Here is a 22,519-nt window from a genome sequence, read left to right as displayed (position 1 = left end):
TAGCTCACTTTCAAGGAACTTAATTTTTCACCCAACGCTATGGAATTTAAAAATAAAAACCGCTAAAAGCGGCTTATATTGATGAAGTGTTTTTAAAATTTAGGGCTTGTGCAACGGCTACTAATGTTGGAAATAGCATAAATCTATTGTAAACTTTTGGCGAAATGTTACGATAAGCAGCTTGTGTATTTACTTGCATATCGTCATTAATTCTAGCCGAAAAATTATAATCTAACCACAATTGTCGATTGATTTTTACATCTTGATCGGTGATGCTATCTTGAGCTGAGCCAATATTTATCGTCATAAAAAACAGTAAAAGGAAAATAAATTCTGCTTTCATAAGGTGTATTTATGACGATTAAAAAACCTGAAAAAATCAATAAAGCTTCATAAAAGTAACTAATAAATTTGACAAAAATTGAATTTTTAATTTTTTGACTTTAATTTTTTTTAGCAAAAATTCTTACTACAGAACCTTTACCAATGTGCTTTTTACCTTCGTTAAGTTCTACAACTTCTTCTTGAATTTCTATAAAATCATATTCTTTGAAAGCCTTTTTTAATTCTTCTACAGAAAAAAGTAAATCGGCATTTTTAGGTCCTCCAATTTTCGGATAGATTTTTTGATATTCAGGATGATTTTCACCAAAACCTTCAAAAATTATATAGCCATTTTTTTTAAGAGTTTATCCAGTTGTTTAAAATATGCTTGTTTTTTATCCTTTTCAAAGTGAGCATAAATTAAGGCAACAGCATCAAAGCTTTGTTCTTGATATGGAATTTCAAGAAATTCTTGTAACTTATAATTAATCTCAACATTATTTTCTTGAGCAAATTTTAAGGCTTTGTTTTTTGCATTTTCGCTTAGATCAAACGCTTCAACTTGCCAGTTTTGTTTTGCTGCAAATACGGCATTTCTACCTTCGCCTTCTGCTGCAAAAAGAATTTTTCCGGGCTTGAGGTGTTTTAACTTTTCAATTAAATAATTGTTAGGTTTTTTTCCATAAATATATTCTTCGGTTTCAAACTTATCATTCCAAAAATCTTTCATTTTATAAATTAATTATAGTTTTTTATTGAATTATTTCGGAAAATTTTCATCAGCTTTTACTTCTTTAATTTGAGCAATGTGGCGCAGCGTATGACCGGAAATGAATAATGAAAATTGATAGGCATCTACATAACCAGAAGGCGATTGCAATACTTGATTTCGCAATTGCTCGCTAGTATAATTATTTATCACTTTATTGAAACTCTCTCTTTGCGCAGTAAAATCTTCAATAGCTTGTTGTGAGTTTTTATACTTGTTTTTTCCTTGGATGGCTTCAGGTGCCTTTGTTTTTTGTTGCCTGTTCGTAATAAATTTCATTAAATTTTCATCACTAACTTTAATAGAATCTCTACTAATCTTTTTGCCTTCGGTTAAACCTTTTTGTAGCATTTCGGCTAAAGCTTTTTCTGTTTTAATAATATGGTCTGCGCATTGACTTACCGACCAACTGCTGTCTGAAGGTTTAAAATTTAATTGCGTTTCACTTAAATTTTTAATAGATGATTTAAATTCTTCATTACTTTTTTCATATTGAGAAATTAAACTTTCTAATTCTTTGTCTTTTACATTTGTTTCTTGTGCTTCTAAAACTTCTTTAAGATTTTCTAGGCCTTCTTCAAAATCGTCTTCCATATCCATAAACAAAGTCATTGCATTAAAAGGATAAAGCATTTTTCCTTCATTTTGCCAAGTTACTTTGGTTTGATTTTCACCAACTGATTCTGTACTCATTTTTGCCGTCATCGGATCACCCCAATCATCTATCGTGATTTCTGTGGTTATACTTTTTCCTTCTTCAATTGCAATTATTTGTTGATTACCTTTACCAACTTTCCAGTTATCACTTTCCCAAAAAACAGTAAAACCAACAGTGCCGTCTTCCCCTTCAAATGTTTGTTTCATTTCGGGATCTATTTGATCCCAAGTGCCATATTCATTTTGATTTTTTAAGTGTTTTATATAATCAAACACTTGTTCTTGTGGCTGATTTATAACAATTTCTTCTTTGTAATTAAAGTCTTTAGGCATTACTAAACCGGCAATTAAAAAGAAACCGATAATGAGTAGAATTAGAATTCCGATAAATTTTAAAATTTTCATCGCTAGATTATTTTTTGGTTGATATTATCAAAGATCGTGATTTTCTTGGTAATTTCATCAGCTAAAATTTAGTTATGAAAACATATATTGCGTTTTTGAGAGGAATTAATGTTGGCGGAAAACACAAAGTTCCCATGAAGGATTTAAAAATTCTATTGAAGAATAATAATTACCAAAATATAATTACTTTATTAAATTCTGGTAATATAATTTTTGATTCAGTTGAAAATTCCGAAGAGAAAATTCAGGAAAATTTGAGTGAATTATTGGAAGAAAATTTTGGTTTCTCAATCCCTACGGTGGTTAAAACTAAAGGTGAAATACAAGAAATGCTAAGCGAAAATCCATTTCAATCTATAGAAATGAGTAAGGATATCCGCTTGTATGTAAGTTTTTTATATGAAGAATTTAATGAAAAAAATAGCTTAAAAAGTTTAGAAGATGAATCGTTTCATATTATTAGAATAACCAAAACCGAAATCGTTTCAGTTTTAGATCTTGCTAAAGGAAAATCTACTAAAGCAATGGAAAAAATGGATAAGTTTTTTCAAAAAAAATTGACCACAAGAAATTGGAACACCTTAGTAAAAATAGGAGCAAAGTTGACTTAAATTTACATAGTCATTTCTTTCCAAAAAATGTAGATTCCCATAATTAGGACAAACCAACCAAAGCCTTTTTTTAGTTTTTTACCGTCAATAAATTTGTTTAAATAAATTCCTAGAAAAATCCCGGCAACTGCAATTGCAGAAAAACTGAGCAAGAAAACCCAATCAATTTTAAACGTGGTAACATCGCCTAAAAAACCTAGAAGAGAATTAATAGCAATGATAAAAAGTGATGTTGCTGCTGCTTTTTTCATCGGGAGTTTTGCTAATAAAACAAGAATAGGCACAATTATAAATCCGCCACCGGCACCAACAGTACCGGTAATTAAACCGGTGAGAATTCCTAAAATAATTAAGAGTGGATAATTTATATCTTCAGCATTTTTACCGGTAGATTTTTCGGTTAAATTTTTCTTGTTATCTAAAATCATAGAAAAAGAGGCTACTAACATAAGTAACGCAAAAAAACTCATTATAGCTACTTCCCTAGTCAGGGTAAATGAAGTGGTTTCTATTAAAATTTCAGGAACAGCAGGGATAATAAATTTTCGAGTAGAAAAAACAGCAATTACTGCCGGAATGGCAAAAATTAGTGAAGATTTAAAATTCACCAACCCTTTTTGAATATTTTTAACGGCCCCAAATAATGAGGAAATACCCACAACAAAAAGTGAATATCCTGTAGCTATAACAGGATTAATTGCCAAAATATACACCAAAATAGGAACAGTAAGAATAGAACCACCACCACCGGTTAATCCTAAAACAATACCAATTAGTAAGGCGCCAAAATAACCTAAAATTTCTATCATGAGTATATACTGAAAATATGGTACAAACTTAGTTATTATGGTTTGTTTATTAAGTAATCTAGGTTACACAGCTAATAATTCTATACTGTTACGCTGTATTTTTAATTTATGTTGATTTTCTAATTTTTTTAATAATCTAGAAATCACTACACGAGAAGAATGCAAATCATTGGCAATTTCTTGATGTGTTAAATGCAGGGTTTTACTCTCTGTAATTTTTTCTTTTTCCTGAAGGTATTTTACTAATCGCTCATCTAAATTAGAAAAAGCAATGCTGTCTATAGATTGTAAGACTTCCATTAATCTATTATGGTAACTATCAAATACAAAATTTCGCCAACTCTTATATTTAGAAGACCATTCTTCCATTTTTTGTACCGGAATCATTAAAAGTTCGGTGTCCATTTCCGCTACAGCTTTTATTTCACTTTTATGATGAGCAACACAACAAGTAAGCGTCATTGCGCAGGTTTCTCCCTTCTCAAGAAAGTATAATAAAAGTTCATTTCCTTCTTCATTTCTTCTGGAAATCTTAATGACTCCGTTTAATAGAAGTGGCATGGATCTAACATAATCACCAATATTTATAAGCACATCTCCTGCTTTCACCTCTTTTTTTACAGCAATATTATCTATTTCTTCCAAAAGTTCTGGCTGAAAAACATTCCCGTACAGTCGCGTTAGTTCATTTTGCATAATGCAATTTTTTAAGACTTAAAATTAAACAAATTTATTTTTTACATTATGCTTTTTGTAATCAATTTCATCTGGCACTTTTTTTGAATCTCTGTAACAAAGGTTACCGGTCTAACAAATTCTAATGTGTATTTTTGTATTGAATTATTAGAGAAGTGGAGAAATATTTAAAAATAATACAAGATTCTTTTACCGGATATTTTAATTATTTGGTCAATGAAATTTCAAATCCGTCGTGGACAAACTATTTTTATTGGTTAATAGGTTTGTCATTATTAGTTTGGATTTTAGAAATTGTGATTCCGTGGCGAAAAAATCAGGCGATTTTCAGAAAAGGATTTTGGTTAGATAGTTTTTATATTCTTTTTAATTTTTTTTTATTCTCGTTGGTGGGATACAATGCAATTTCTAATGTAGGGGTAGAATTGTTTAATGATTTTTTAGGACTTTTTGGTATAGAAAATCTTGTGGCCATAGAAGTAAAAGACCTTCCTGCTTGGTCGCAATTATTGATTATGTTTGTAATCGCTGATTTTATTCAGTGGAACGTTCATAGACAATTACACAGAAGACCCTGGCTATGGAAATTTCATAAAATTCATCATAGCGTTAAAGAAATGGGTTTTGCCGCGCAATTTCGTTTTCATTTTATGGAAACTATTGTGTATAAAAGTGTACAATATATTCCGTTAGCGATGATTGGTTTTGGTATTCAAGAATTTTTTATCGTTCATATGTTTGCAGTATTTATAGGACATTTAAATCACGCTAATCTAGGTTGGAATTATGGAGTTTTCGGTTATTTGCTTAACAATCCAAAAATGCACATTTGGCATCACTCAAAAGCATTACCAAAGGATAGACCTTACGGAATGAATTACGGATTGAGCTTAAGCATTTGGGATTATCTATTCGGAACAGCCTATATTCCAAAAAACGGAAAAAATATAGAATTAGGTTTTGAAGGAGATGAAAATTTCCCGAAAGGTTTTACCGAACAATTAATGTATCCATTTCAACATAAACAAAATACAACACAAAAAAGCAACATTAAAAAATAGAGGAATGAAAATAAAACAATTTAATGATAAAGCCCTAGCGCATTATTCATATGCAATTGTAAGTGAAGGGAAAATGGCACTTGTAGATCCTTCTCGAAATCCAATGCCATATTATCAATTTGCTGAAGAAAACAATGCCGTAATTGTAGCTGTTTTTGAAACGCATCCGCACGCAGATTTTGTAAGCAGTCATTTACAAATTCATAAAGAAACCGGAGCAACAATTTACGCAAGTAAAGATTTAGGAGCAGATTATCCGCACCAAAGTTTTGATGATGGCGATAATTTTACGATGGGAAAAGTAAAGTTTTCAGCTATAAATACACCGGGACATTCACCAGATAGTATTTCAATTGTCGCTGAAGCAGAAAATGAAAAAGCAGTTTTTACCGGCGATACACTTTTTATCGGCAATGTAGGAAGACCAGATTTACGCGAAAAAGCTGGAAATATGCAAGCAAAACGTGAAGAGTTGGCAAAGCAGATGTACCATACTATGCAAAATAAATATAATAATTTGCCAGATGAAACCCTTGTTTATCCAGCGCACGGTGCAGGTTCTTTATGTGGAAAAAATATGAGCGATGCTTCTTCTTCAACTTTAGGTCAAGAAAGAATGAGTAACTGGGCGTTTCAAAAACAAACTGAAGAAGAGTTTATAAAAGAATTATTACAAGACCAGCCAATGATTCCTCATTATTTTGGTTTTGATGTAGATACCAATAAAAAAGGACCTGATAATTTTCTTAAAAGTATTGGCAAAGTTCCCGTTTTATTGAACGTCTCTCAAGTTGAAAAAGATACCACGATTGTTGATATTCGCTCTGCAGACGAATTTAAAGCCAATCATTTACCAGAAAGTTTCAATATCATAGGAATCCGCGAAGCGCAAAAATTAGAAACTTGGTTAGGTGCAATTGTAAAACCTGAAGAAGAATTTTATGTAGTAGTGCCTTCAGTAGAAATGATTGAAACTATCTTGAGCCGAATTGCAAAAATTGGTTACGAAAAACACATAAAAGCAATTGTTACCATTGCCGGTGATTTAGAAAAATTTGAAGAACTCAATTTAACTGATTTCAAAGAAAATCCTTCAAAATATACCATTGTAGATATTAGAAATGTTCCGGAAGTTGAAACTAAAAAACCATTTAAAGATTCTATAAACATTCCGTTACATGAATTAAGAGAACGTGCAAACGAGGTTCCAACCGAAAAACCAATTGTAGTACATTGCGCCGCAGGTTATAGAAGTGCAGCGGGAAGCAGTATTTTAGATAAGTATATTGATGAAACTTCTGTACTTGATTTAAGCGATACGATTAAAGAGTACATGTAGAAAATAATTATTTTGAAGAATAAAATCCGTTGAAAATTTCAACGGATTTTTTTTGTTTCATAGGCTTACGTAACCTTAGTTACTAAAGTCTTCTTTTAAAAAAATGATATTTGTTGAAAATTGTAGAAAATGAATTTAATTTATGAGTCTTGGCCTTGGTATATCGGCGGTCCAGCAATAGCATTTATTATGCTGTTTTTATTACTAATAGGAAAAAAATTCGGCATGTCTTCTAACTTAAGAAGTCTCTGTTCTATTGGTGGAGCCGGAAAACTTGCTGATTTTTTTCAATTTGATTGGAAATCCCAACGTTGGAATTTAACTATTATGTTAGGAGCAGCAATTGGCGGATATTTAGCAGCAAATTATTTATCTTCAAATACCGTAGAGATTAATGAAAGCTTGTTGCCGCAACTTCAGGCGTACGGAATTAACAGTGCAGGAAAAGCATATTTACCAACCGAAATTTTTTCAATGGAAAATTTAGGGTTAAAAAATATATTAATTCTTCTCGGCGGCGGACTTTTAGTTGGTTTTGGTGCTCGTTATGCCGGGGGTTGCACTTCCGGTCACGGAATTTCAGGTTTAAGTAATTTACAATTGCCCTCACTTATCGCAATTATCGGTTTTTTTATAGGTGGTTTAGTAATGGTTCATCTTTTTTATCCTTTTATTTTTTAAACGAATATTTATGAAGACAATAATCTATTTAATTACAGGAATACTTTTTGGAATTGTAATGTATAAATCTGAGGCCGCTTCTTGGTTTAGAATTTATGAAATGTTCAATTTTGCAAGTTTTCATATGTTTGGAATTATGGGTTCCGCTGTTGCCATTGGCTTTATCGGCGTACATTTTTTTAAACGGAAAAATATAAAAGCCATCGATGGTTCGGAACTTTCATTACAACCAAAAGAAAAAAGTATAGCTCGTTATTTACTCGGCGGAATAATTTTCGGTTTAGGTTGGGCGCTTGCAGGAGCTTGTCCCGGACCAATGTATACACTAGCCGGAGTGGGTTATATTTCAATTTTAATTGTCATACTTGGAGCTTTAATCGGAACTTTTCTCTACGGAATATTTAAAAATAAATTGCCGCATTAATTTTATATAATTTTTTCAAATCTTAATGTCATTTTTTATTTAGTAACTTCTTAACGGCTTTTGCAGTTACATTTTTTTACTTTTAAAATAAAAAATGAAAACGCAAAGTATTCTATTAAAAGAGCGTCCAAAAAAAACTCCTCAACCCTCTAATTTTGAATTTACAGAGGAAGAACTTAAATCACCAAAAGAAAACGAAGTGCTTTTAAAAACGATCTATGTTTCGGTAGATCCTTATTTAAGAGGAAGAATGCGCGATGAAGAATCATATATAGAACCCTTTCAAATAGGTAAGCCCATTACTTCGGCGGTTATCGCGAAAGTAGAAAAATCTAAAGACGAAAATCTTAAAGAGGGGGATTATGTTCTTGGTCACTTAGCTTGGAAAGAATATCAGATTTCAAAAGGAGAAAATCTTCATAAAGTTGATCCTAATCAGGCAAAACTTTCTGCTTATTTAGGAATTTTAGGAATGACCGGTTTAACGGCTTATTTCGGATTAACAGATATTGGTCAACCTAAAGAAGGCGAAACGGTTCTAGTTTCGGGAGCAGCAGGTTCTGTGGGAAGTGCCGTAGGACAAATTGCTAAAATTTATGGTTGTAAAACGGTAGGAATTGCCGGTTCTGATGAAAAAATTAAATTGATTAAAGATAAATTTAATTACGATGAAGGCATCAATTACAAAACTACCGACAATATGAAAGAAGCGATTTCAAAAGCAGCTTCAAATGGAGTTGATGTTTATTTTGATAATGTTGGCGGAGAAATTTTAGATGCAACTTTACAGAATATCAACAGAAATGGGAGAGTAATTAATTGCGGAGCGATCTCTCAATATAATAAAGAAGAAATTGCAACCGGACCTCGTGTTGAAGGAGTTCTCATCAAGAAAAGTGTAAAAATGCAAGGTTTTACCGTAAGAAACGATTACAAAGATAATTTTGCTGAAGGCACAAAGCAACTAGCAAAATGGCTTCAAGAAGGTAAATTGAAATATGAAGAAACGGTTCGTGAAGGTTTTGAGAATATTCCAAAAGCTTTTATCGATTTGTTTTCTGGAGAAAACAAAGGAAAAATGGTTGTAAAAGTAGCAGAAGAATAATTATAAGTAGAAGCTTTGATTTTTACAAAAGACACCTATCCCAAGATAATGATTTTATTTTGGGATTTTTTTTACTCCATTATCATTTACTAATATGCTAAGGTCAAATTTCTTTAGATTCCAAAGGTCAATAAAGTTTCAAATTATAAAAAAGCGCATAGATTTTTATATCTTTACCACACAACTAAATATTAGTTCACCTAAACAATCATTATGGATAAAAACTATCGTGTAAAGGTTAATGATGATATTGAGTTAGATTTCACTTTAGATGAAATTCAAAAACTTGATACACAAGAAATTTCCGAAAACAAATACCACGTTTTAAAAGAACATCGCTCTTTTAAATCTGAAATTATTAAAAACGATTTTTTAAATCGTCGCTATACCGTAAAAATTAACTCTAACAATTACGAAGTTGATATTGCTAACGAGCTCGATTTGCTCATAGATGAAATGGGACTTTCGTTAGGGAATGCGCAACAGGTAAATGAAATTCACGCGCCAATGCCAGGTTTAATTTTAGAAGTAAATGTAAAAGAAGGCGATGAAGTAAAAGAAGGCGACTATTTATTAGTGCTGGAAGCTATGAAAATGGAAAACGCTTTAACAGCGCCAAGAGATGCGATAATCAAATCAATTTCTATAGAAAAAGGTCAAACCGTAGAAAAAAATCAATTGCTAATCGAGATGGAATAAACTCCGGTTTATTTTAGTAAAGAATATTCCTTATATGAAAAAAATATTAGTTGCTAATCGTGGAGAAATTGCTTTACGTGTTATGAAAACCGCCCAAAAAATGGGTATTAAAACCGTAGCAGTTTATTCCACAGCAGATAGAAATGCGCCACACGTAAAATTTGCAGATGAAGCTGTTTGCGTGGGTGAAGCACCCTCAAATCAATCTTATTTATTAGGAGATAAAATTATAGAAGTAGCAAAAAAATTAAATGTAGATGGAATTCATCCTGGCTACGGATTTTTAAGTGAAAATGCAGAATTCGCTCAATCGGTTGAAAAAAATAACATTACGTGGATTGGTCCCGGTTCAAAAGCTATTGAAGTTATGGGAAGCAAATTAGCCGCGAAAGATGCGGTAAAAGCCTATGATATTCCCATGGTTCCTGGAATTGATGAAGCCATTACCGATACACAGAAAGCAAAAGAAATTGCAAAAGATATAGGCTATCCAATCTTAATAAAAGCGTCTGCAGGTGGTGGCGGAAAAGGAATGCGTGTTGTAGAAGAAGAGAAGAGTTTAGAAGATCAAATGAAACGCGCGATTAGTGAAGCAGAATCTGCCTTTGGTGATGGTTCCGTTTTCATTGAAAAATATGTTGCTTCTCCACGCCATATTGAAATTCAAATTTTAGCCGATACTCACGGAAATGTATTGCATCTTTTTGAACGTGAATGTAGTATTCAACGTCGTCATCAGAAAGTTGTAGAAGAAGCTCCTTCGGTAGTTTTAGATGAAAAACTTCGGAAAGAAATGGGCGAAGCCGCAGTTCGCGTTGCAAAATCTTGCGATTATGTTGGCGCCGGAACCGTAGAATTTTTATTCGATGAAAATAAAAATTTCTATTTTTTAGAAATGAATACGCGTTTACAAGTAGAACATCCCGTGACTGAACTGATCACAGGAATAGACTTGGTAGAACAGCAAATAAAAGTAGCTCGCGGAGAAAAATTAGCATTTACTCAAGACGATTTAACTATTAAAGGTCACGCGTTAGAATTAAGAGTTTATGCTGAAAATCCATTAGACGATTTTCTTCCGAGTGTTGGTAAATTAGAAAAATATCGTATGCCGAGTGGGGAAGGAATTCGTTTAGATAATGGTTTTGAAGAAGGAATGGACGTCCCGATTTATTACGATCCGATGTTGGCAAAATTGGTTACCTACGGAAAGAGTAGAGAAGAGGCTATTCAACTCATGATTAAAGCGATTAACGATTATGAAGTAGATGGTGTAATGACAACCTTACCTTTCGGAAAATTTGTTTGTGAACACGAAGCTTTCCGAAGTGGAAATTTTGATACACATTTTGTAAAGAAATATTACTCTGCAGAAAAGTTACATGCTGAAACAGAAGAAGAGGCTAAATTGGCGGCAATTATTGCATTACGTCAATATTTAAAAGATCAAAAAGCATTGCGTTTACCGATTACTGAATAAAAGCTGAAAAGAACATGAGTCAAAATATAGAAAAGTTAAACGAAAAAATAAAACAGGCCCATTTGGGTGGTGGTGAGAAAAGAATAGCTAAACAGCACGAAAAGAAAAAGTTAACCGCCAGAGAACGAGTTGATTATTTGTTAGATGAAGGTTCATTTGAAGAAATCGGGATTTTGGTAACTCATCGAACCACCGATTTTGGAATGGAAGATCAGCAATATTATGGCGATGGTGTGGTAACCGGTTACGGAACAATCAATGGAAGATTGGTTTACGTTTTTGCCCAAGATTTCACGGTTTTTGGTGGTGCTTTATCTGAAACACACGCTGAGAAAATCTGCAAAGTAATGGATCTGGCCGTAAAAGTAGGCGCGCCAATGATTGGTTTGAATGATTCTGGTGGAGCGCGAATTCAAGAAGGCGTAAAATCTTTAGGCGGTTATGCTGATATTTTTCATAGAAACGTAAAATCTTCAGGCGTAATTCCGCAGATTTCTGCAATTATGGGACCTTGTGCCGGTGGAGCAGTATATTCACCAGCGATGACAGATTTTACCTTAATGGTTCAAGATACCAGTTATATGTTTGTTACCGGACCAAACGTGGTAAAAACAGTAACCAATGAAGAAGTAACTTCAGAAGAATTAGGTGGTGCGAGTACGCATTCTACCAAATCAGGTGTAACGCACAGAACTGCTATTAACGATATTGCTTGTTTGGAAGATATCAAGAAACTGGTCGGTTACATGCCACAAAGTAACGAATTTACACCAGAAAAGCTTCCGTATGAATTGGGCGATGAATTACGTCCGAAGTTGGATGAATTGATTCCTGATAGTTCAAATAAACCTTATGATATGCACGAGGTGATTAATGGAATTATTGATGAAGAATCTTTTTTTGAAATTCATAAAGATTATGCCGACAATATTATTGTAGGTTTTGCGCGTTTAGGGGGAAGAAGTATTGGAATTGTAGCTAACCAACCAATGAGTTTAGCCGGTGTTTTGGATGTAGATTCTTCAAAAAAAGCAGCAAGATTTACTCGTTTTTGCGATTGTTTTAATATTCCGTTATTAGTGTTGGTTGATGTTCCAGGATTTTTACCGGGAACCGATCAAGAATGGAACGGAATTATTTTACACGGGGCTAAATTATTATATGCGCTTAGTGAAGCAACCGTACCAAAAGTTACGGTTATTACGAGAAAAGCTTACGGTGGCGCTTACGATGTAATGAATTCTAAACATATTGGTGCCGATTTGAATTTTGCGTGGCCGACGGCAGAAATTGCAGTAATGGGAGCAAAAGGAGCAAGTGAAATTATTTTCAGAAAAGAAATTCAAGCCGCAAAAGATTCGGCTGAAAAATTAGCAGAAAAAGAAGCAGAATATGCTGAATTATTTGCAAATCCTTTTGAGGCTGCAAAACGCGGTTTTATTGATGAGGTAATTATGCCACACGATACTCGACGAAAATTATTAAAAGGATTTAGCATGTTAGAACATAAAAAAGTTTTACGACCAAACAGAAAACACGGAAATATTCCGCTGTAAAACATTTATTACAAAATTTCAGAAAGCTATCTGAAGGAGAGAAAAGCGTCATTCTGAATTTATTTCAGAATCTCATTGAGTAATGATGACTATGAGAACCTGAATCAAGTTCAGGTTGACAAACATTTCTATTCAGATAGGTTTTTCTATTTTTAAGATATGCGGATGTTAAAAAAAATAGTAGTTGTAGATGAAACTAAAATGAATTTAGCTGCTTTAGAAAAACTAAAAAATTACGCTGAAGAAGTTGAGGTATCTCACGACTATCCAGATTCGGAAGAAGAAATAGTTGATCGAATAAAAGATGCAGAAGCTGTTATCGTTTCTTGGCGAACAGAAATTACTTCAGAAATTATAAATCAAGCACCAAACTTAAAATATATAGGAATGGCATGCAGTTTGTTTGATGAGGAATCTGCTAATGTTGCTGTAAAACATGCCAATGAGAAAGGAATAAAAGTCACCGGAATTTTTGATTATGGTGATCCCGGAGTAATTGAATATATAATTTCTTCACTCATTAATTTATTACACGGTTTTGGAAATCACCAATGGAAAAAAATGCCGGTAGAATTAAGTGGTAGAAAAGTCGGAATTATTGGTTTAGGCACTACTGGAAAATTATTAGCGAATGCATTATTGACTTTGGGCGCAGACGTTTATTATTTCAGTAAAACTAGAAAACCAGCTTGGGAAGAAAAAGGTGTGAAGTATTTAGCGCTACATGCATTATTGGAAAAATCTGAAATTATTTCATTGCATCTCCCTAAAAATACCACAGTACTAAAAGAAGATGAGTTTAAAAAATTAGGTTTTGGCAAGATCCTTGTAAACACTTCATTAGGATTGCCTTTTGAGGAGGATGCATTTAAAAATTGGATTCAGGAAAAAGAGAATTATGCACTTTTTGACGGAGATGCAAAGAATTCACTTTCTGAAGAAATTCAGCAACTAAAAAATATTGTTATTCAAGAAAAAAGTGCAGGCTGGTCGCAAGAAACACAAATGCGATTATCTAAAAAAGTACTTGATAATATTGAAAACTACCTTGAAAAATAGGGGGATTTTTAATTTTAACTTGTTTAATAAGTGATTGGGGTGCTCAATTTTGTTAATTAACTGTGAAATTAGCTCAATAAAAATGCAATTATTCTTTAAAACGGATATAAATCCTTAATATTGAATTTTAACTAAAATTAGAAAATACGTAATTATGATCAACGCAAGAAAAATCGCTACATTATTTGTTTTCCTATTTATAGGAACATCAACTACTATGTTAGCTCAAGTAAGTCCGCAAATGGGGCAAGAGAAGGCTGCGGAGACTGATGTTTCTGATAAAGACCTTAAAATGTTTGCTGATGCATACCAAAGTGTACAAATGGCAAATCAGCAAGCACAACAGAAAATGATGAAAATGATTCAGGACAAAGGAATGGATGTTCAACGTTTTCAAGAAATTCAGCAAGCTTCTGCAAATCCAAATCAAGAATCAGATGCAACTGCTGAGGAAATGAAAAAGCATCAGGAACTTGTTGGTGAATTTCAGAAAATGCAACCTCAATTACAGAAAGATATGGAAAAAGCTGTTGTAGCTACAGGTCTTTCAATGGAGCGTTACCAAGCAGTAGCTTCGGCTATCCAAAATAACCAAGCATTGCAACAAAAGCTTCAGAAAATTATGATGGAGCAAAATACTGAAGGATAATTTATATTTCTTAAATAATATTTATAAATAAAGCCCGAAAGTTTAAACTTTCGGGCTTTTTTATGCTTATGCTGAAGTGATTTTGTGCCTTCTTGCCATTGAAAAATTGAGAATCGCACCAATAACATTGAGAAATAATATAATTAACACCCAAATGAGTTTATTGTTTTTAGTGAAGTCATTTCTAAGAATATCTACTAATGCCCAAATAGGTATTATGATGGCAGGTAGTAAAACAACTAAAGCTATAATTAGTAATTGTAAGTTTCCGATAACTAACATAAAGTATTTTTAATATTCCTTCAAATATAAAAGAAAGGATAAGAAAAACTAACTCTTCAATATAATTTATTGTTACCGTCTAAGGTTCAATATCCCGAGATAGTTTACTACTTCATTTTTTTTAAGCTTTCTAAAATTGATTCGGCTAATTTTGTTTGTCCTTTTTTTGAAGTTATATAAGCTTTGTTTTCAAGATTAGAGATAAATCCTAATTCTAATAAAACCGCCGGAGCTTTGCTATCACGTAAAATTTTAAAATTTGCTTTTCTCATTTCTGTTTTTTGTAAAGGCGAATTATTAAATATCAACTCCGCAACTAGAGAAGAGACAAAACTTATCGTTCTTGAGTCAGAACTATTTGCTTTTGTATACGCTTCAATTCCGTTATCATTTTTATTATTGCTCGAATTAACGTGAAGAGAAATAATAAAATCTGCATTGTTTGTGTTGGCAATTTTTATGCGCTCTTCTAAAGATATAAACTCATCATTTTCTCTCGTAAATACTAACTCTAATTCTTTGGAAGTGTTTACCTCTTTTAGTTTTTGTACCAGTTGTAAGGTGATATCTTTTTCTTTTGCATCTTCATTGGTTGTACCTGAATCTTTTCCGCCGTGTCCTGCATCAATAACAACTTTTAAAGGTTTGTCTGAAGTGGTTTCAGAAGAAGTTGAAAACGCAAAAACAGCAAAAATAATAAGTGAGCTGAGCAATAAAAGACTAAATTTTTTCATCGGTTTTGTTTTTATGGTTTAAAAGATAACGTGTAAAGTGTATAGAAAATTGCAAAAAAAACGGCCTAAAAAAAATTTTAGACCGTTTTTTAAAGGAAGAAAAACTTATTCTTCGTCTTTCATATCTACTTTTTTCTTTTCGATATTTCCTTGTTCGTCTTTTTTAATTTTCACTTCTTTTTCGCTGTCTTCCATTTTTATCTTTTCACCTCCGTCTTTAACTTTAACTTCAGCATCATTTTCCATCTCAACACCTTCTACTTCTTTAGTTTCCGCTTTTTCTTCGTTTCTGCAAGAAGTAAATGTAATGGCAGCTATAAAAACAAAAGCTGCTAATTTTGTGAATTTTTTCATCGTAAATTATTTAATTGATTATTGCCGATAAAACTACAGTTTAGTTTTTAGAAAACCTATTGTTCATCTATTTATTAGTAATGTTTCCGCCCGAAGTACTTTCTTTAACATTTTCACTTGACGGGTTACCATAATAATCTATACTGCCACCTGAAGATGTTGAAGCTGTTATTTTATTTTCAACGCTCATTTCTATATCAGCCCCGGATGATGCGCTAAGATTTGCTGTTTTAGTGCGCAATTTTTTTGCTTCAATTTCAGAACCGCTACTAGCCGAACCCGAACAATTTATTACGGTTCCCGAAAGATTAATTTCTGCTCCGCTAGAGGTTTCAATTGTTGCTGAAGCAGTTTTTAATTCTAATAAAATTTCAGAACCACTGCTAGCGATTAATTCAACTTGTTCTTGTTCTATAATATTATTTGCAGTTAATTCTGTTCCGCTACTGGTTTTTATGCTTGATAAAGTTTCTGAATAATTAATGATAATTTGTTTTTTTTCAGCAGATCCAATATTCTTTTTTGATGAAACTGTTAGCGTATTATTTTCAATTTTGTAATCAAAAATATCAATCAAGTTTTGATGAGATTTTACAGTAATTTTTGGTGTAGATGATTTTTCTAAAACAACATCCCAGCCTTTTTTAGCTACAATTTTACTGAAAGGTTTTTCTATTAAAATTTCCTTAGTAGTTACTTGTCCTTCTCCTTTAACACCATTTGTAAAACTTACATTACAAGAAAATATAAGTAAACTAATGGCGGTTGTTACAACTATTTTTACGAGTGTGGTTAGCATAATATATTTATTTTAAGATTTATTTATTCGGTTTTTGTTGAATCTTGTTTTATTTTTTGAATAGTATCTCTTGGTTGAGCTTGATACCAATCGTCATCATTTTTGATTTCTTCTACGATTATTTCTTCTGATGTTTTAAGTTTTTCTTTTATGAAATTTTCATTTCTATTAGAAAAGTTTTTTTCTTCTTCATCAATACAATTAATACAGATCAAATCTTGATGAATAACTTTAAGATATTGCTCTTCCTGTCCGTTCTCTAAAATATCGTTATAATAGTCATAGCTTCTATGAAAACTATAGGTATTTTGATGAGCAAAAAATGTACTTCCTTCGGGAAGGAAAAGTGTAATTTTAACGTGTTGATCTCTAAAAGAATGATCGCTTTTAGTGGTTAAAAAGTCATTTAAATACAAGGTGTTTCCTCTAAAACTGGTTTCATAATTTATAGCGTCTGCATACTTTCTTGCATCTTGGTCACTTTTACCTTCTGCCATTTTAGTAATTTCAATTCGTGCATTTTCTTCTTTAGTAGACTTTATAATTAATCTAATGCTATTATTGTAAATTACTTTCTCACCCTCCTCGTTATGTCTTATTTGCATATCATAATCTCTACCGGTACTTTCGCCATAGAAATTACTTCCTTTCATTTTCACATATAGTGTATCTTGACTTGTTATCGGCAATGTTTCCGTCTGTATTACTTTTCCATCAAAAGCACGTTCTGTAGCTTGTCTAATTCCTAAAAAGGAAATAACAAAAATAGAGAGTAACCAAACCCCTAATAAAACTAGTTTTGCCGGAGTTCCGATGGATTTAAGTTGATTAATTAAAATCTTAAGCCCTAAAATGAATAAGAAAAATAATGGAATTCCTGCTGCCAAAAATAGCAGTAAGCAAGCCAACCAAAACGGAACACCAATATTTGCAAGCTCTACGTAATCTAACCACGGAGCATCAAAAACCCCAAAAGTACCGATGCTTAAAAAGCTAAAAAGTAAACCGATTAAACCTGCTCCAGAAAAAATAATGATAAAAACGCCAACTATTTTAGCTATAATTTTAAATACATTAAGAATAAAATTACCTAAAGATTTAAAAAATCCGCTAGCGCCGGCGTTCACTTTTTCACCGTATTTTTTATAGTCAACATCTTTAACTTTTTCAGATACATTATCAAATCCTTCACGAACCTTACGCTCTATATTACTAATATTAATAGGTTCGCCACGCATTTCTAACTTTTCAGCTGTGGTAGTGGCTTCTGGAACAAAAATCCAGAATAAAATGTAGGCTAAAATAAATCCGCCAGAACTTAAAACTGTTAGTAAAATAAATAGAATACGAACCCAAATGGCATCTATTTTAAAGAAATGACCTAATCCCGACGAAACTCCGGCTACATAAGAATGGTCTGTATCTCTATACAGTTTTTTTGATGTTTTTGAAGCATAAGAAGTTTGATCTGCTTCATCTTCAAAAATTTCATCATCAATTTTATAGTCTTCCGGTTGCCCCATGATTTCTATGACCGCTTCAACCTCTGTAACCGAAACAACATCTTGATTCTCTTTCATTTTTTCGGTAAACAATTCTGCTATTCTTGCTTCAATATCACGAATAATTTCTTCACGACCTTGAGCATCTGTAAGCGAATGTTTAATAGCGTCGAGATAACTCTTTAGTTTTAAAAAAGCATCTTCATCTATATGAAAAAATATACCTGCTAAATTTATATTAACTGTCTTATTCATTGGTTTCGTTTTTTGATTGTGTTACAACAGCTACTGCGTTTTGAAGTTCGTGCCAAGTTTGTGTGAGTTCGGTTAGAAAAACTTGTCCTGTTTCTGTTAATCCATAATATTTTCTTGGTGGTCCGCTGGTAGATTCTTCCCAGCGATAATTGAGTAATCCGGCATTTTTTAACCGTGTGAGTAAAGGATAAATTGTTCCTTCAACCACCAATAATTTTGCGTCTTTCAAGGTTTCTAGAATTTCAGCTACATATGCATCTTGATCTTTTAAAATAGATAAGATGCAATATTCTAAAACGCCTTTGCGCATCTGTGCTTTGGTGTTTTCAATCTTCATAAATGCTGGATTTTATTAAAGTTAACATGTTCATTTTTTGATGATTTAAATTGATGTTATACAAATATATATACTTTAAAAGGTATTATGCAATACAAAGTACTAAAACTTAACATAATTTTAAGAAAAAAAGCTTCAGATAAAATCTTATCTTTCAATAAAAATATCAAATGAAATTCTCTCCTTCTAAAATTAATACCTTCTTACTTTTCAAACTTCCCTCGGCTTGGCTGTGCGGTGTGAGACTTAAGAGGATAACAGATTATAAGACTCTAGTTACCGTTAAATACAGGTGGATAAATCAAAACCCTTTTAATTCTATGTACTTTGCGGTACAAGCTATGGCAGCAGAATTAAGCACAGGTGCTTTGGTTATGAAAACTATAAAAAACCAGCCGCAAAAAATTTCAATGTTAGTGGCATCAATGGAAGGAGAATTTTTAAAAAAAGCGGTTGGTAAAATTTATTTTACTTGTGAAGATGGAATTTTACTTGAAGAAACATTGAAAAATGTTTTAAAAAACTCTGAGGAAGGACAGGTTTGCAAGCTAACTTCCATCGGAAAAAATGAAGCCGGAGAAATAATAAGCAAGTTTACTTTTAATTGGACATTAAAAGTGAAAATATGATGCGTTTTTATTAACTTATTTTAACATTAGCTAAAATATTTAACCATAAAATTGTTAATTGTTAATAATTAATTGAAATTATAACTCATCAGTACCCTTTTTTTTGTTTAAATTAGTAAAGAATTTATAAAACAATTATATCGAAACAATACTACCTAACCTAAACTTATGAACCTATGGCTAGAGCTATGTTTGAGTACACTAAAATCGTACTTAAAAAAGTAAGCTTTGATGCTACACTTTTCTGTAGAGAAGTTGAAAAAGCAATATCACGTCTTCTTCCCTATGAAATTGAAGAATTGAAAGATTTTATTATGAAACTATCTAAACAAAATCCAGATTTAAACAAATCATTAATCTATTTAACCTCATAAATTAAACAATAAAAAAGGCATTAAAAATTTTAATGCCTTTTTTATTTATTGTGCATAGGACTAATAATATTTACATTCTGAAATGTTATAGCTCCTTTTATTACGCCAGAAATAACTTTATGTAAAGCGTCAATTATTTGTATTTTCAACTCGCTTTTATTGTAAATTAAGCTTACCTCTCTTGCAGGAACAGGATCTCGAAACATACGTAAATTCTCTTTTTCTGCAGATTGCTTCATATCCAAAGTTTGTAAATATGGTAAAAGCGTCATTCCTAAACCTTCATTAGAAAGTTTTATGAGTGTTTCAAAACTTCCACTTTCTAATTGAAAATTACTATCATCATAATTTTTACTAGTTTTACAAAGGTTTAAAATACCATCTTTAAAACAGTGCCCATCTTCTAACAGTAAGATATCATTAATATCAAGATCTTCTGAAACTAATTTTTCTTTACCGGCTAAACGATGTCCCGGTGGCGTATAAGCCACAAAAGGTTCGTAATATAGTGGTCTTTCTTTTAAGTTTTCTTGATCTAGCGGTGTTGCTGCAATTGCTGCATCTAAATGACCGTCTTGTAATTTTTCTATAATTGCCTCGGTATGTAATTCTTCTATTTTTAATTTTACTTTTGGAAATTTTCGCGTAAAATTAGTTAAGAACATGGGTAATAAAGTTGGCATAATTGTAGGAATAATACCAAGTTTAAATTCCCCGCCAATAAACCCTTTTTGCTGATCTACGATATCTTGAATACGATCACTTTCATTTACAATATTACGCGCCTGATGGACAATTTTCTTACCAACTTCAGTTAATTCAATTGGTTTTTTTGATCGGTCAAAAATTTGAACATCTAACTCTTCTTCCAATTTTTGAATTTGCATACTTAACGTAGGCTGAGTAACAAAAACTTTTTGTGCAGCTTTTGTGAAGTTTTGATGTTCTGCTACGGCTAACACATAGTGCAATTGAGTAATCGTCATAGATTATTTTTTTTACAAAGTTAGCTATACTATCAATATAATCTATTAAACTTTTGCTAAAACTTCATAAAAATCTATTGTTGAAGATTAAAAACGAATGCTTATTTCTTCGTTTTCTTCATCAATTTCAAATTTTGCATCATTCCATTGTGGTGGACCGTAAAGCATTGGATTGTTAGAAACCCCATATTCTTCTTTTGGCATTCCGTTAGCTTCAAAATCCATTCGCTGATTGCTGTTTTCATCATGAAAACATGAGATACCGTAAGTACCTTTAGGTATGTTTTCAAGAACAACAGTTGCGGTACGTCCTTCTATTTTTACAGACTTAGAATAGTCTGGTGCCGCTTTAAGAAAAGTTTCTTCGGTATACATACCTAAAAGAATTTCACCTTTTTCATTACTAATATTTTCAATAGTAACTGTTAATGTTGCTGTTTCTTGTGCAATAACTAATTTGGCACAAGCCATCATGAGAAGAAAAAATAAAGTTTTCATTGTGTTGATTTTTAAATTGTTATCTAAAATTACATTAAAAATCCTATATGAAACTAAATTACTTACTCAACTGTTGAATTATACGACTGAATGGGATTTTATAGAAAAATTCTTACAGTAATCCACGAGATTTTATCTCTAAATATTTATTGATGGTATTAACCGTTAAATCTTTTGGGGCGGTTAATATAGTTTGAATACCGTGTTTTTGTAACTCTTTTACCATATGCTCTTTTTCATTTTTAAATTGATGAGCAATGGTTTGTTCGTAAATTTCGGCAGTGGTTTCTGCTTTATTTTCTAGCAGTTTTTCTAACTCGGTATTTTCGAAAAATATTACAACTAACAAATGTTTTCTTGCAATTGCTTTTATATAAGGTAATTGTCTTCTTAAAGCAGAAATATGTTCAAAATTAGTGTACAACATCAGTAAACTTCGTTGTGTTATTTTTCGCTGAATATGAGCATAAAGTAAACTAAAATCGCTATCTAAAAATTTACTATCTATGTTATAAAGCGTTTCTAAAATTGAATTGAGATATGTCTTTTTTGAATTTGCTGGCAAGAAATTTTTAATCTCATGTGCGTAAGTTAGCATACCTACTTTATCATTCTTTTTAAGCGCAATATTTGAAAAAGCAAGTGTACTATTTATAGCATAATCTACAAGTTTTAAACCTTCAAATGGCATTTTCATAACGCGACTCGTATCGATAATGGAATAAATAGGTTGCGATTTTTCATCCTGATATTGGTTTACCATTAAATCGCCATGTTTTGCTGTAGCTTTCCAATTAATGGTTCGCAAATCATCGCCTTGTACATATTCTTTAATTTGCTCAAACTCCATGGTATGACCAATGCGTCTGATTTTTTTAAAGCCGTGTTGACTGATTTTATTATCGATTGCTAAAAAATCGTACTTTTTCATCTGAATAAAAGATGGATAGACTTTTACCAGTTGCTGATCTTTAAAAATATAACGCCTTTTGGCCAATTTTAATGAAGTTGAAAGATAACAATTCAGCTTTCCGAAAATATATTCGCCTCGTTTAACCGGACGCAGACCGTATTCTGAAACTTGTTTTTCAGCGGCATCTAATTCAATTTTTTTTAGAAAATCTCTTTTTTGAAATTGTACCGGAATTTCATCAATAATTTCTACATAAATTTTATTGGCATAATTATTTTCAAACTCTAATTTTACCGGATTTACATCGCTGTTAGAAAATTTATCGGGTAAAATTCTATCGGCTTTAAATGCTGTATTTTTAAAAAGAGCAATTACATCAGCTACAAAAAACAAGAAAAATATAAGCACGGCTAACCAGCAAAAACTATAGAATGGCTTATAAAAATATGACGTAAAAAAAAGTACAGCAATGCCAAAAAGCAGGTAAAAAAACCGCTGATGTAAATATAGAGATTTAAAAAACTGAATCACG

General features: G+C 32.0%; 27 protein-coding genes. 13 read left to right on the top strand and 14 right to left on the bottom strand.

Annotated features, from left to right (window positions below):
* Positions 1 to 73: 73 nt before the first annotated feature.
* From D9R05_RS03410 to D9R05_RS03400, 3 genes are all read right to left on the bottom strand, one after another.
* A complete protein-coding gene (locus D9R05_RS03410) occupies positions 74 to 343 on the bottom strand; it encodes a hypothetical protein (protein WP_121665798.1) in 270 nt (89 codons plus the stop codon).
* A 321-nt stretch (positions 344 to 664) separates the two neighbouring features.
* Positions 665 to 1,054 (bottom strand): SAM-dependent methyltransferase, encoded by a 390-nt coding sequence (locus tag D9R05_RS15720; protein ID WP_317124591.1) that lies wholly within the window; start codon positions 1,052 to 1,054, stop codon positions 665 to 667.
* Positions 1,055 to 1,084: 30 nt separating this feature from the next.
* Positions 1,085 to 2,155 carry a DinB family protein gene (locus D9R05_RS03400; RefSeq protein WP_121665797.1) on the bottom strand — a complete coding sequence of 357 codons (1,071 nt, stop codon included), beginning with the start codon at positions 2,153 to 2,155 and terminating at the stop codon, positions 1,085 to 1,087.
* A 74-nt stretch (positions 2,156 to 2,229) separates the two neighbouring features.
* Here D9R05_RS03400 and D9R05_RS03395 point away from each other — a divergent pair, with 74 nt between their 5' ends.
* Positions 2,230 to 2,766 (top strand): DUF1697 domain-containing protein, encoded by a 537-nt coding sequence (locus tag D9R05_RS03395; protein WP_121665796.1) that lies wholly within the window; start codon positions 2,230 to 2,232, stop codon positions 2,764 to 2,766.
* Between the two features lie 2 nt (positions 2,767 to 2,768).
* On the opposite strand, the gene D9R05_RS03390 is transcribed toward D9R05_RS03395, so the two are convergent.
* Positions 2,769 to 3,581, bottom strand: a complete 813-nt coding sequence (locus D9R05_RS03390) for a sulfite exporter TauE/SafE family protein (protein ID WP_121665795.1) — start codon at positions 3,579 to 3,581, stop codon at positions 2,769 to 2,771.
* A 57-nt stretch (positions 3,582 to 3,638) separates the two neighbouring features.
* Complete coding sequence (locus D9R05_RS03385) at positions 3,639 to 4,271, bottom strand: Crp/Fnr family transcriptional regulator (protein WP_121665794.1); 633 nt, start codon at positions 4,269 to 4,271, stop codon at positions 3,639 to 3,641.
* Positions 4,272 to 4,426: 155 nt separating this feature from the next.
* Between D9R05_RS03385 and D9R05_RS03380 the strand changes: the two genes are divergently transcribed.
* The 10 genes from D9R05_RS03380 to D9R05_RS03335 all read left to right on the top strand — a co-directional run bounded on the left by D9R05_RS03380 (position 4,427) and on the right by D9R05_RS03335 (position 14,324).
* Entirely contained in the window at positions 4,427 to 5,332 is a 906-nt protein-coding gene (locus D9R05_RS03380) for a sterol desaturase family protein (RefSeq protein WP_121665793.1), read from the top strand.
* A gap of 4 nt (positions 5,333 to 5,336) precedes the next feature.
* Positions 5,337 to 6,671, top strand: a complete 1,335-nt coding sequence (locus D9R05_RS03375) for an MBL fold metallo-hydrolase (RefSeq protein WP_121665792.1) — start codon at positions 5,337 to 5,339, stop codon at positions 6,669 to 6,671.
* A gap of 129 nt (positions 6,672 to 6,800) precedes the next feature.
* Positions 6,801 to 7,352 carry a YeeE/YedE family protein gene (locus tag D9R05_RS03370; protein WP_121665791.1) on the top strand — a complete coding sequence of 184 codons (552 nt, stop codon included), beginning with the start codon at positions 6,801 to 6,803 and terminating at the stop codon, positions 7,350 to 7,352.
* 10 nt (positions 7,353 to 7,362) lie between these two features.
* Positions 7,363 to 7,776, top strand: a complete 414-nt coding sequence (locus tag D9R05_RS03365; RefSeq protein ID WP_121665790.1) for a DUF6691 family protein — start codon at positions 7,363 to 7,365, stop codon at positions 7,774 to 7,776.
* A gap of 94 nt (positions 7,777 to 7,870) precedes the next feature.
* Positions 7,871 to 8,881 carry an NADP-dependent oxidoreductase gene (locus tag D9R05_RS03360; protein ID WP_121665789.1) on the top strand — a complete coding sequence of 337 codons (1,011 nt, stop codon included), beginning with the start codon at positions 7,871 to 7,873 and terminating at the stop codon, positions 8,879 to 8,881.
* Between the two features lie 213 nt (positions 8,882 to 9,094).
* Entirely contained in the window at positions 9,095 to 9,580 is a 486-nt protein-coding gene (locus tag D9R05_RS03355) for an acetyl-CoA carboxylase biotin carboxyl carrier protein subunit (protein ID WP_121665788.1), read from the top strand.
* 34 nt (positions 9,581 to 9,614) lie between these two features.
* On the top strand, positions 9,615 to 11,060 hold the full coding sequence (gene accC, locus D9R05_RS03350) for an acetyl-CoA carboxylase biotin carboxylase subunit (RefSeq protein ID WP_121665787.1): 1,446 nt from the start codon (positions 9,615 to 9,617) through the stop codon (positions 11,058 to 11,060).
* A 14-nt stretch (positions 11,061 to 11,074) separates the two neighbouring features.
* Positions 11,075 to 12,616, top strand: a complete 1,542-nt coding sequence (locus D9R05_RS03345) for an acyl-CoA carboxylase subunit beta (RefSeq protein ID WP_121665786.1) — start codon at positions 11,075 to 11,077, stop codon at positions 12,614 to 12,616.
* A 165-nt stretch (positions 12,617 to 12,781) separates the two neighbouring features.
* On the top strand, positions 12,782 to 13,675 hold the full coding sequence (locus tag D9R05_RS03340; protein ID WP_121665785.1) for an NAD(P)-dependent oxidoreductase: 894 nt from the start codon (positions 12,782 to 12,784) through the stop codon (positions 13,673 to 13,675).
* A gap of 154 nt (positions 13,676 to 13,829) precedes the next feature.
* Positions 13,830 to 14,324 carry a DUF4168 domain-containing protein gene (locus tag D9R05_RS03335; protein ID WP_121665784.1) on the top strand — a complete coding sequence of 165 codons (495 nt, stop codon included), beginning with the start codon at positions 13,830 to 13,832 and terminating at the stop codon, positions 14,322 to 14,324.
* Between the two features lie 66 nt (positions 14,325 to 14,390).
* Here the strand turns inward: D9R05_RS03335 and D9R05_RS03330 are convergent, their stop codons facing one another.
* The 6 genes from D9R05_RS03330 to D9R05_RS03305 all read right to left on the bottom strand — a co-directional run bounded on the left by D9R05_RS03330 (position 14,391) and on the right by D9R05_RS03305 (position 18,587).
* Positions 14,391 to 14,606, bottom strand: coding sequence for a PLDc N-terminal domain-containing protein (locus tag D9R05_RS03330; protein WP_121665783.1), 216 nt, complete (start codon positions 14,604 to 14,606; stop codon positions 14,391 to 14,393).
* Positions 14,607 to 14,713: 107 nt separating this feature from the next.
* Positions 14,714 to 15,340: an N-acetylmuramoyl-L-alanine amidase family protein gene (locus D9R05_RS03325; RefSeq protein ID WP_121665782.1), complete on the bottom strand. Its 627-nt coding sequence runs from the start codon at positions 15,338 to 15,340 to the stop codon at positions 14,714 to 14,716.
* Positions 15,341 to 15,445: 105 nt separating this feature from the next.
* Positions 15,446 to 15,694 (bottom strand): hypothetical protein, encoded by a 249-nt coding sequence (locus tag D9R05_RS03320; RefSeq protein ID WP_121665781.1) that lies wholly within the window; start codon positions 15,692 to 15,694, stop codon positions 15,446 to 15,448.
* A gap of 67 nt (positions 15,695 to 15,761) precedes the next feature.
* Entirely contained in the window at positions 15,762 to 16,493 is a 732-nt protein-coding gene (locus D9R05_RS03315) for a head GIN domain-containing protein (protein WP_121665780.1), read from the bottom strand.
* 23 nt (positions 16,494 to 16,516) lie between these two features.
* Positions 16,517 to 18,250 carry a PspC domain-containing protein gene (locus tag D9R05_RS03310; protein WP_121665779.1) on the bottom strand — a complete coding sequence of 578 codons (1,734 nt, stop codon included), beginning with the start codon at positions 18,248 to 18,250 and terminating at the stop codon, positions 16,517 to 16,519.
* Positions 18,243 to 18,587: a PadR family transcriptional regulator gene (locus tag D9R05_RS03305; RefSeq protein WP_121665778.1), complete on the bottom strand. Its 345-nt coding sequence runs from the start codon at positions 18,585 to 18,587 to the stop codon at positions 18,243 to 18,245. The genes D9R05_RS03310 and D9R05_RS03305 overlap by 8 nt, the downstream gene beginning before the upstream one ends.
* Positions 18,588 to 18,757: 170 nt before the next feature.
* Between D9R05_RS03305 and D9R05_RS03300 the strand changes: the two genes are divergently transcribed.
* Together D9R05_RS03300 and D9R05_RS03295 are read left to right on the top strand one after the other, a co-directional pair.
* A complete protein-coding gene (locus D9R05_RS03300) occupies positions 18,758 to 19,216 on the top strand; it encodes a DUF4442 domain-containing protein (RefSeq protein ID WP_121665777.1) in 459 nt (152 codons plus the stop codon).
* A gap of 176 nt (positions 19,217 to 19,392) precedes the next feature.
* Positions 19,393 to 19,590 (top strand): hypothetical protein, encoded by a 198-nt coding sequence (locus D9R05_RS03295; protein WP_121665776.1) that lies wholly within the window; start codon positions 19,393 to 19,395, stop codon positions 19,588 to 19,590.
* A 41-nt stretch (positions 19,591 to 19,631) separates the two neighbouring features.
* Here D9R05_RS03295 and D9R05_RS03290 read toward each other — a convergent pair whose 3' ends face one another.
* The 3 genes from D9R05_RS03290 to D9R05_RS03280 all read right to left on the bottom strand — a co-directional run bounded on the left by D9R05_RS03290 (position 19,632) and on the right by D9R05_RS03280 (position 22,518).
* On the bottom strand, positions 19,632 to 20,576 hold the full coding sequence (locus D9R05_RS03290) for a hydrogen peroxide-inducible genes activator (RefSeq protein WP_121665775.1): 945 nt from the start codon (positions 20,574 to 20,576) through the stop codon (positions 19,632 to 19,634).
* 87 nt (positions 20,577 to 20,663) lie between these two features.
* Positions 20,664 to 21,074 (bottom strand): DUF2141 domain-containing protein, encoded by a 411-nt coding sequence (locus D9R05_RS03285; RefSeq protein WP_121665774.1) that lies wholly within the window; start codon positions 21,072 to 21,074, stop codon positions 20,664 to 20,666.
* A 112-nt stretch (positions 21,075 to 21,186) separates the two neighbouring features.
* Positions 21,187 to 22,518: a DUF58 domain-containing protein gene (locus tag D9R05_RS03280; RefSeq protein ID WP_121665773.1), complete on the bottom strand. Its 1,332-nt coding sequence runs from the start codon at positions 22,516 to 22,518 to the stop codon at positions 21,187 to 21,189.
* Position 22,519 lies beyond the last annotated feature (1 nt).

The organism is Mesonia aquimarina, from assembly GCF_003667275.1.
Taxonomy (GTDB): domain Bacteria; phylum Bacteroidota; class Bacteroidia; order Flavobacteriales; family Flavobacteriaceae; genus Mesonia; species Mesonia aquimarina.
This window is presented reverse-complemented; position numbering and strand designations above follow the sequence as displayed.

What these genes read in the sequence shown, in the direction of transcription:
- D9R05_RS03335 (WP_121665784.1), top strand. Translation starts at nt 13,830, where the DNA reads ATGATCAACGCAAGAAAAATCGCTACATTATTTGTTTTCCTATTTATA.
- D9R05_RS03300 (WP_121665777.1), top strand. Translation starts at nt 18,758, where the DNA reads ATGAAATTCTCTCCTTCTAAAATTAATACCTTCTTACTTTTCAAACTT.
- D9R05_RS03370 (WP_121665791.1), top strand. Translation starts at nt 6,801, where the DNA reads ATGAATTTAATTTATGAGTCTTGGCCTTGGTATATCGGCGGTCCAGCA.
- D9R05_RS03315 (WP_121665780.1), bottom strand. Translation starts at nt 16,493, where the DNA reads ATGCTAACCACACTCGTAAAAATAGTTGTAACAACCGCCATTAGTTTA.
- D9R05_RS03360 (WP_121665789.1), top strand. Translation starts at nt 7,871, where the DNA reads ATGAAAACGCAAAGTATTCTATTAAAAGAGCGTCCAAAAAAAACTCCT.
- D9R05_RS03285 (WP_121665774.1), bottom strand. Translation starts at nt 21,074, where the DNA reads ATGAAAACTTTATTTTTTCTTCTCATGATGGCTTGTGCCAAATTAGTT.
- D9R05_RS03410 (WP_121665798.1), bottom strand. Translation starts at nt 343, where the DNA reads ATGAAAGCAGAATTTATTTTCCTTTTACTGTTTTTTATGACGATAAAT.
- D9R05_RS03290 (WP_121665775.1), bottom strand. Translation starts at nt 20,576, where the DNA reads ATGACGATTACTCAATTGCACTATGTGTTAGCCGTAGCAGAACATCAA.
- D9R05_RS15720 (WP_317124591.1), bottom strand. Translation starts at nt 1,054, where the DNA reads ATGAAAGATTTTTGGAATGATAAGTTTGAAACCGAAGAATATATTTAT.
- D9R05_RS03345 (WP_121665786.1), top strand. Translation starts at nt 11,075, where the DNA reads ATGAGTCAAAATATAGAAAAGTTAAACGAAAAAATAAAACAGGCCCAT.
- D9R05_RS03305 (WP_121665778.1), bottom strand. Translation starts at nt 18,587, where the DNA reads ATGAAGATTGAAAACACCAAAGCACAGATGCGCAAAGGCGTTTTAGAA.
- D9R05_RS03320 (WP_121665781.1), bottom strand. Translation starts at nt 15,694, where the DNA reads ATGAAAAAATTCACAAAATTAGCAGCTTTTGTTTTTATAGCTGCCATT.
- D9R05_RS03355 (WP_121665788.1), top strand. Translation starts at nt 9,095, where the DNA reads ATGGATAAAAACTATCGTGTAAAGGTTAATGATGATATTGAGTTAGAT.
- D9R05_RS03395 (WP_121665796.1), top strand. Translation starts at nt 2,230, where the DNA reads ATGAAAACATATATTGCGTTTTTGAGAGGAATTAATGTTGGCGGAAAA.
- D9R05_RS03375 (WP_121665792.1), top strand. Translation starts at nt 5,337, where the DNA reads ATGAAAATAAAACAATTTAATGATAAAGCCCTAGCGCATTATTCATAT.
- D9R05_RS03340 (WP_121665785.1), top strand. Translation starts at nt 12,782, where the DNA reads ATGTTAAAAAAAATAGTAGTTGTAGATGAAACTAAAATGAATTTAGCT.
- D9R05_RS03330 (WP_121665783.1), bottom strand. Translation starts at nt 14,606, where the DNA reads ATGTTAGTTATCGGAAACTTACAATTACTAATTATAGCTTTAGTTGTT.
- D9R05_RS03385 (WP_121665794.1), bottom strand. Translation starts at nt 4,271, where the DNA reads ATGCAAAATGAACTAACGCGACTGTACGGGAATGTTTTTCAGCCAGAA.
- D9R05_RS03310 (WP_121665779.1), bottom strand. Translation starts at nt 18,250, where the DNA reads ATGAATAAGACAGTTAATATAAATTTAGCAGGTATATTTTTTCATATA.
- D9R05_RS03365 (WP_121665790.1), top strand. Translation starts at nt 7,363, where the DNA reads ATGAAGACAATAATCTATTTAATTACAGGAATACTTTTTGGAATTGTA.
- D9R05_RS03295 (WP_121665776.1), top strand. Translation starts at nt 19,393, where the DNA reads ATGGCTAGAGCTATGTTTGAGTACACTAAAATCGTACTTAAAAAAGTA.
- D9R05_RS03400 (WP_121665797.1), bottom strand. Translation starts at nt 2,155, where the DNA reads ATGAAAATTTTAAAATTTATCGGAATTCTAATTCTACTCATTATCGGT.
- D9R05_RS03325 (WP_121665782.1), bottom strand. Translation starts at nt 15,340, where the DNA reads ATGAAAAAATTTAGTCTTTTATTGCTCAGCTCACTTATTATTTTTGCT.
- accC (WP_121665787.1), top strand. Translation starts at nt 9,615, where the DNA reads ATGAAAAAAATATTAGTTGCTAATCGTGGAGAAATTGCTTTACGTGTT.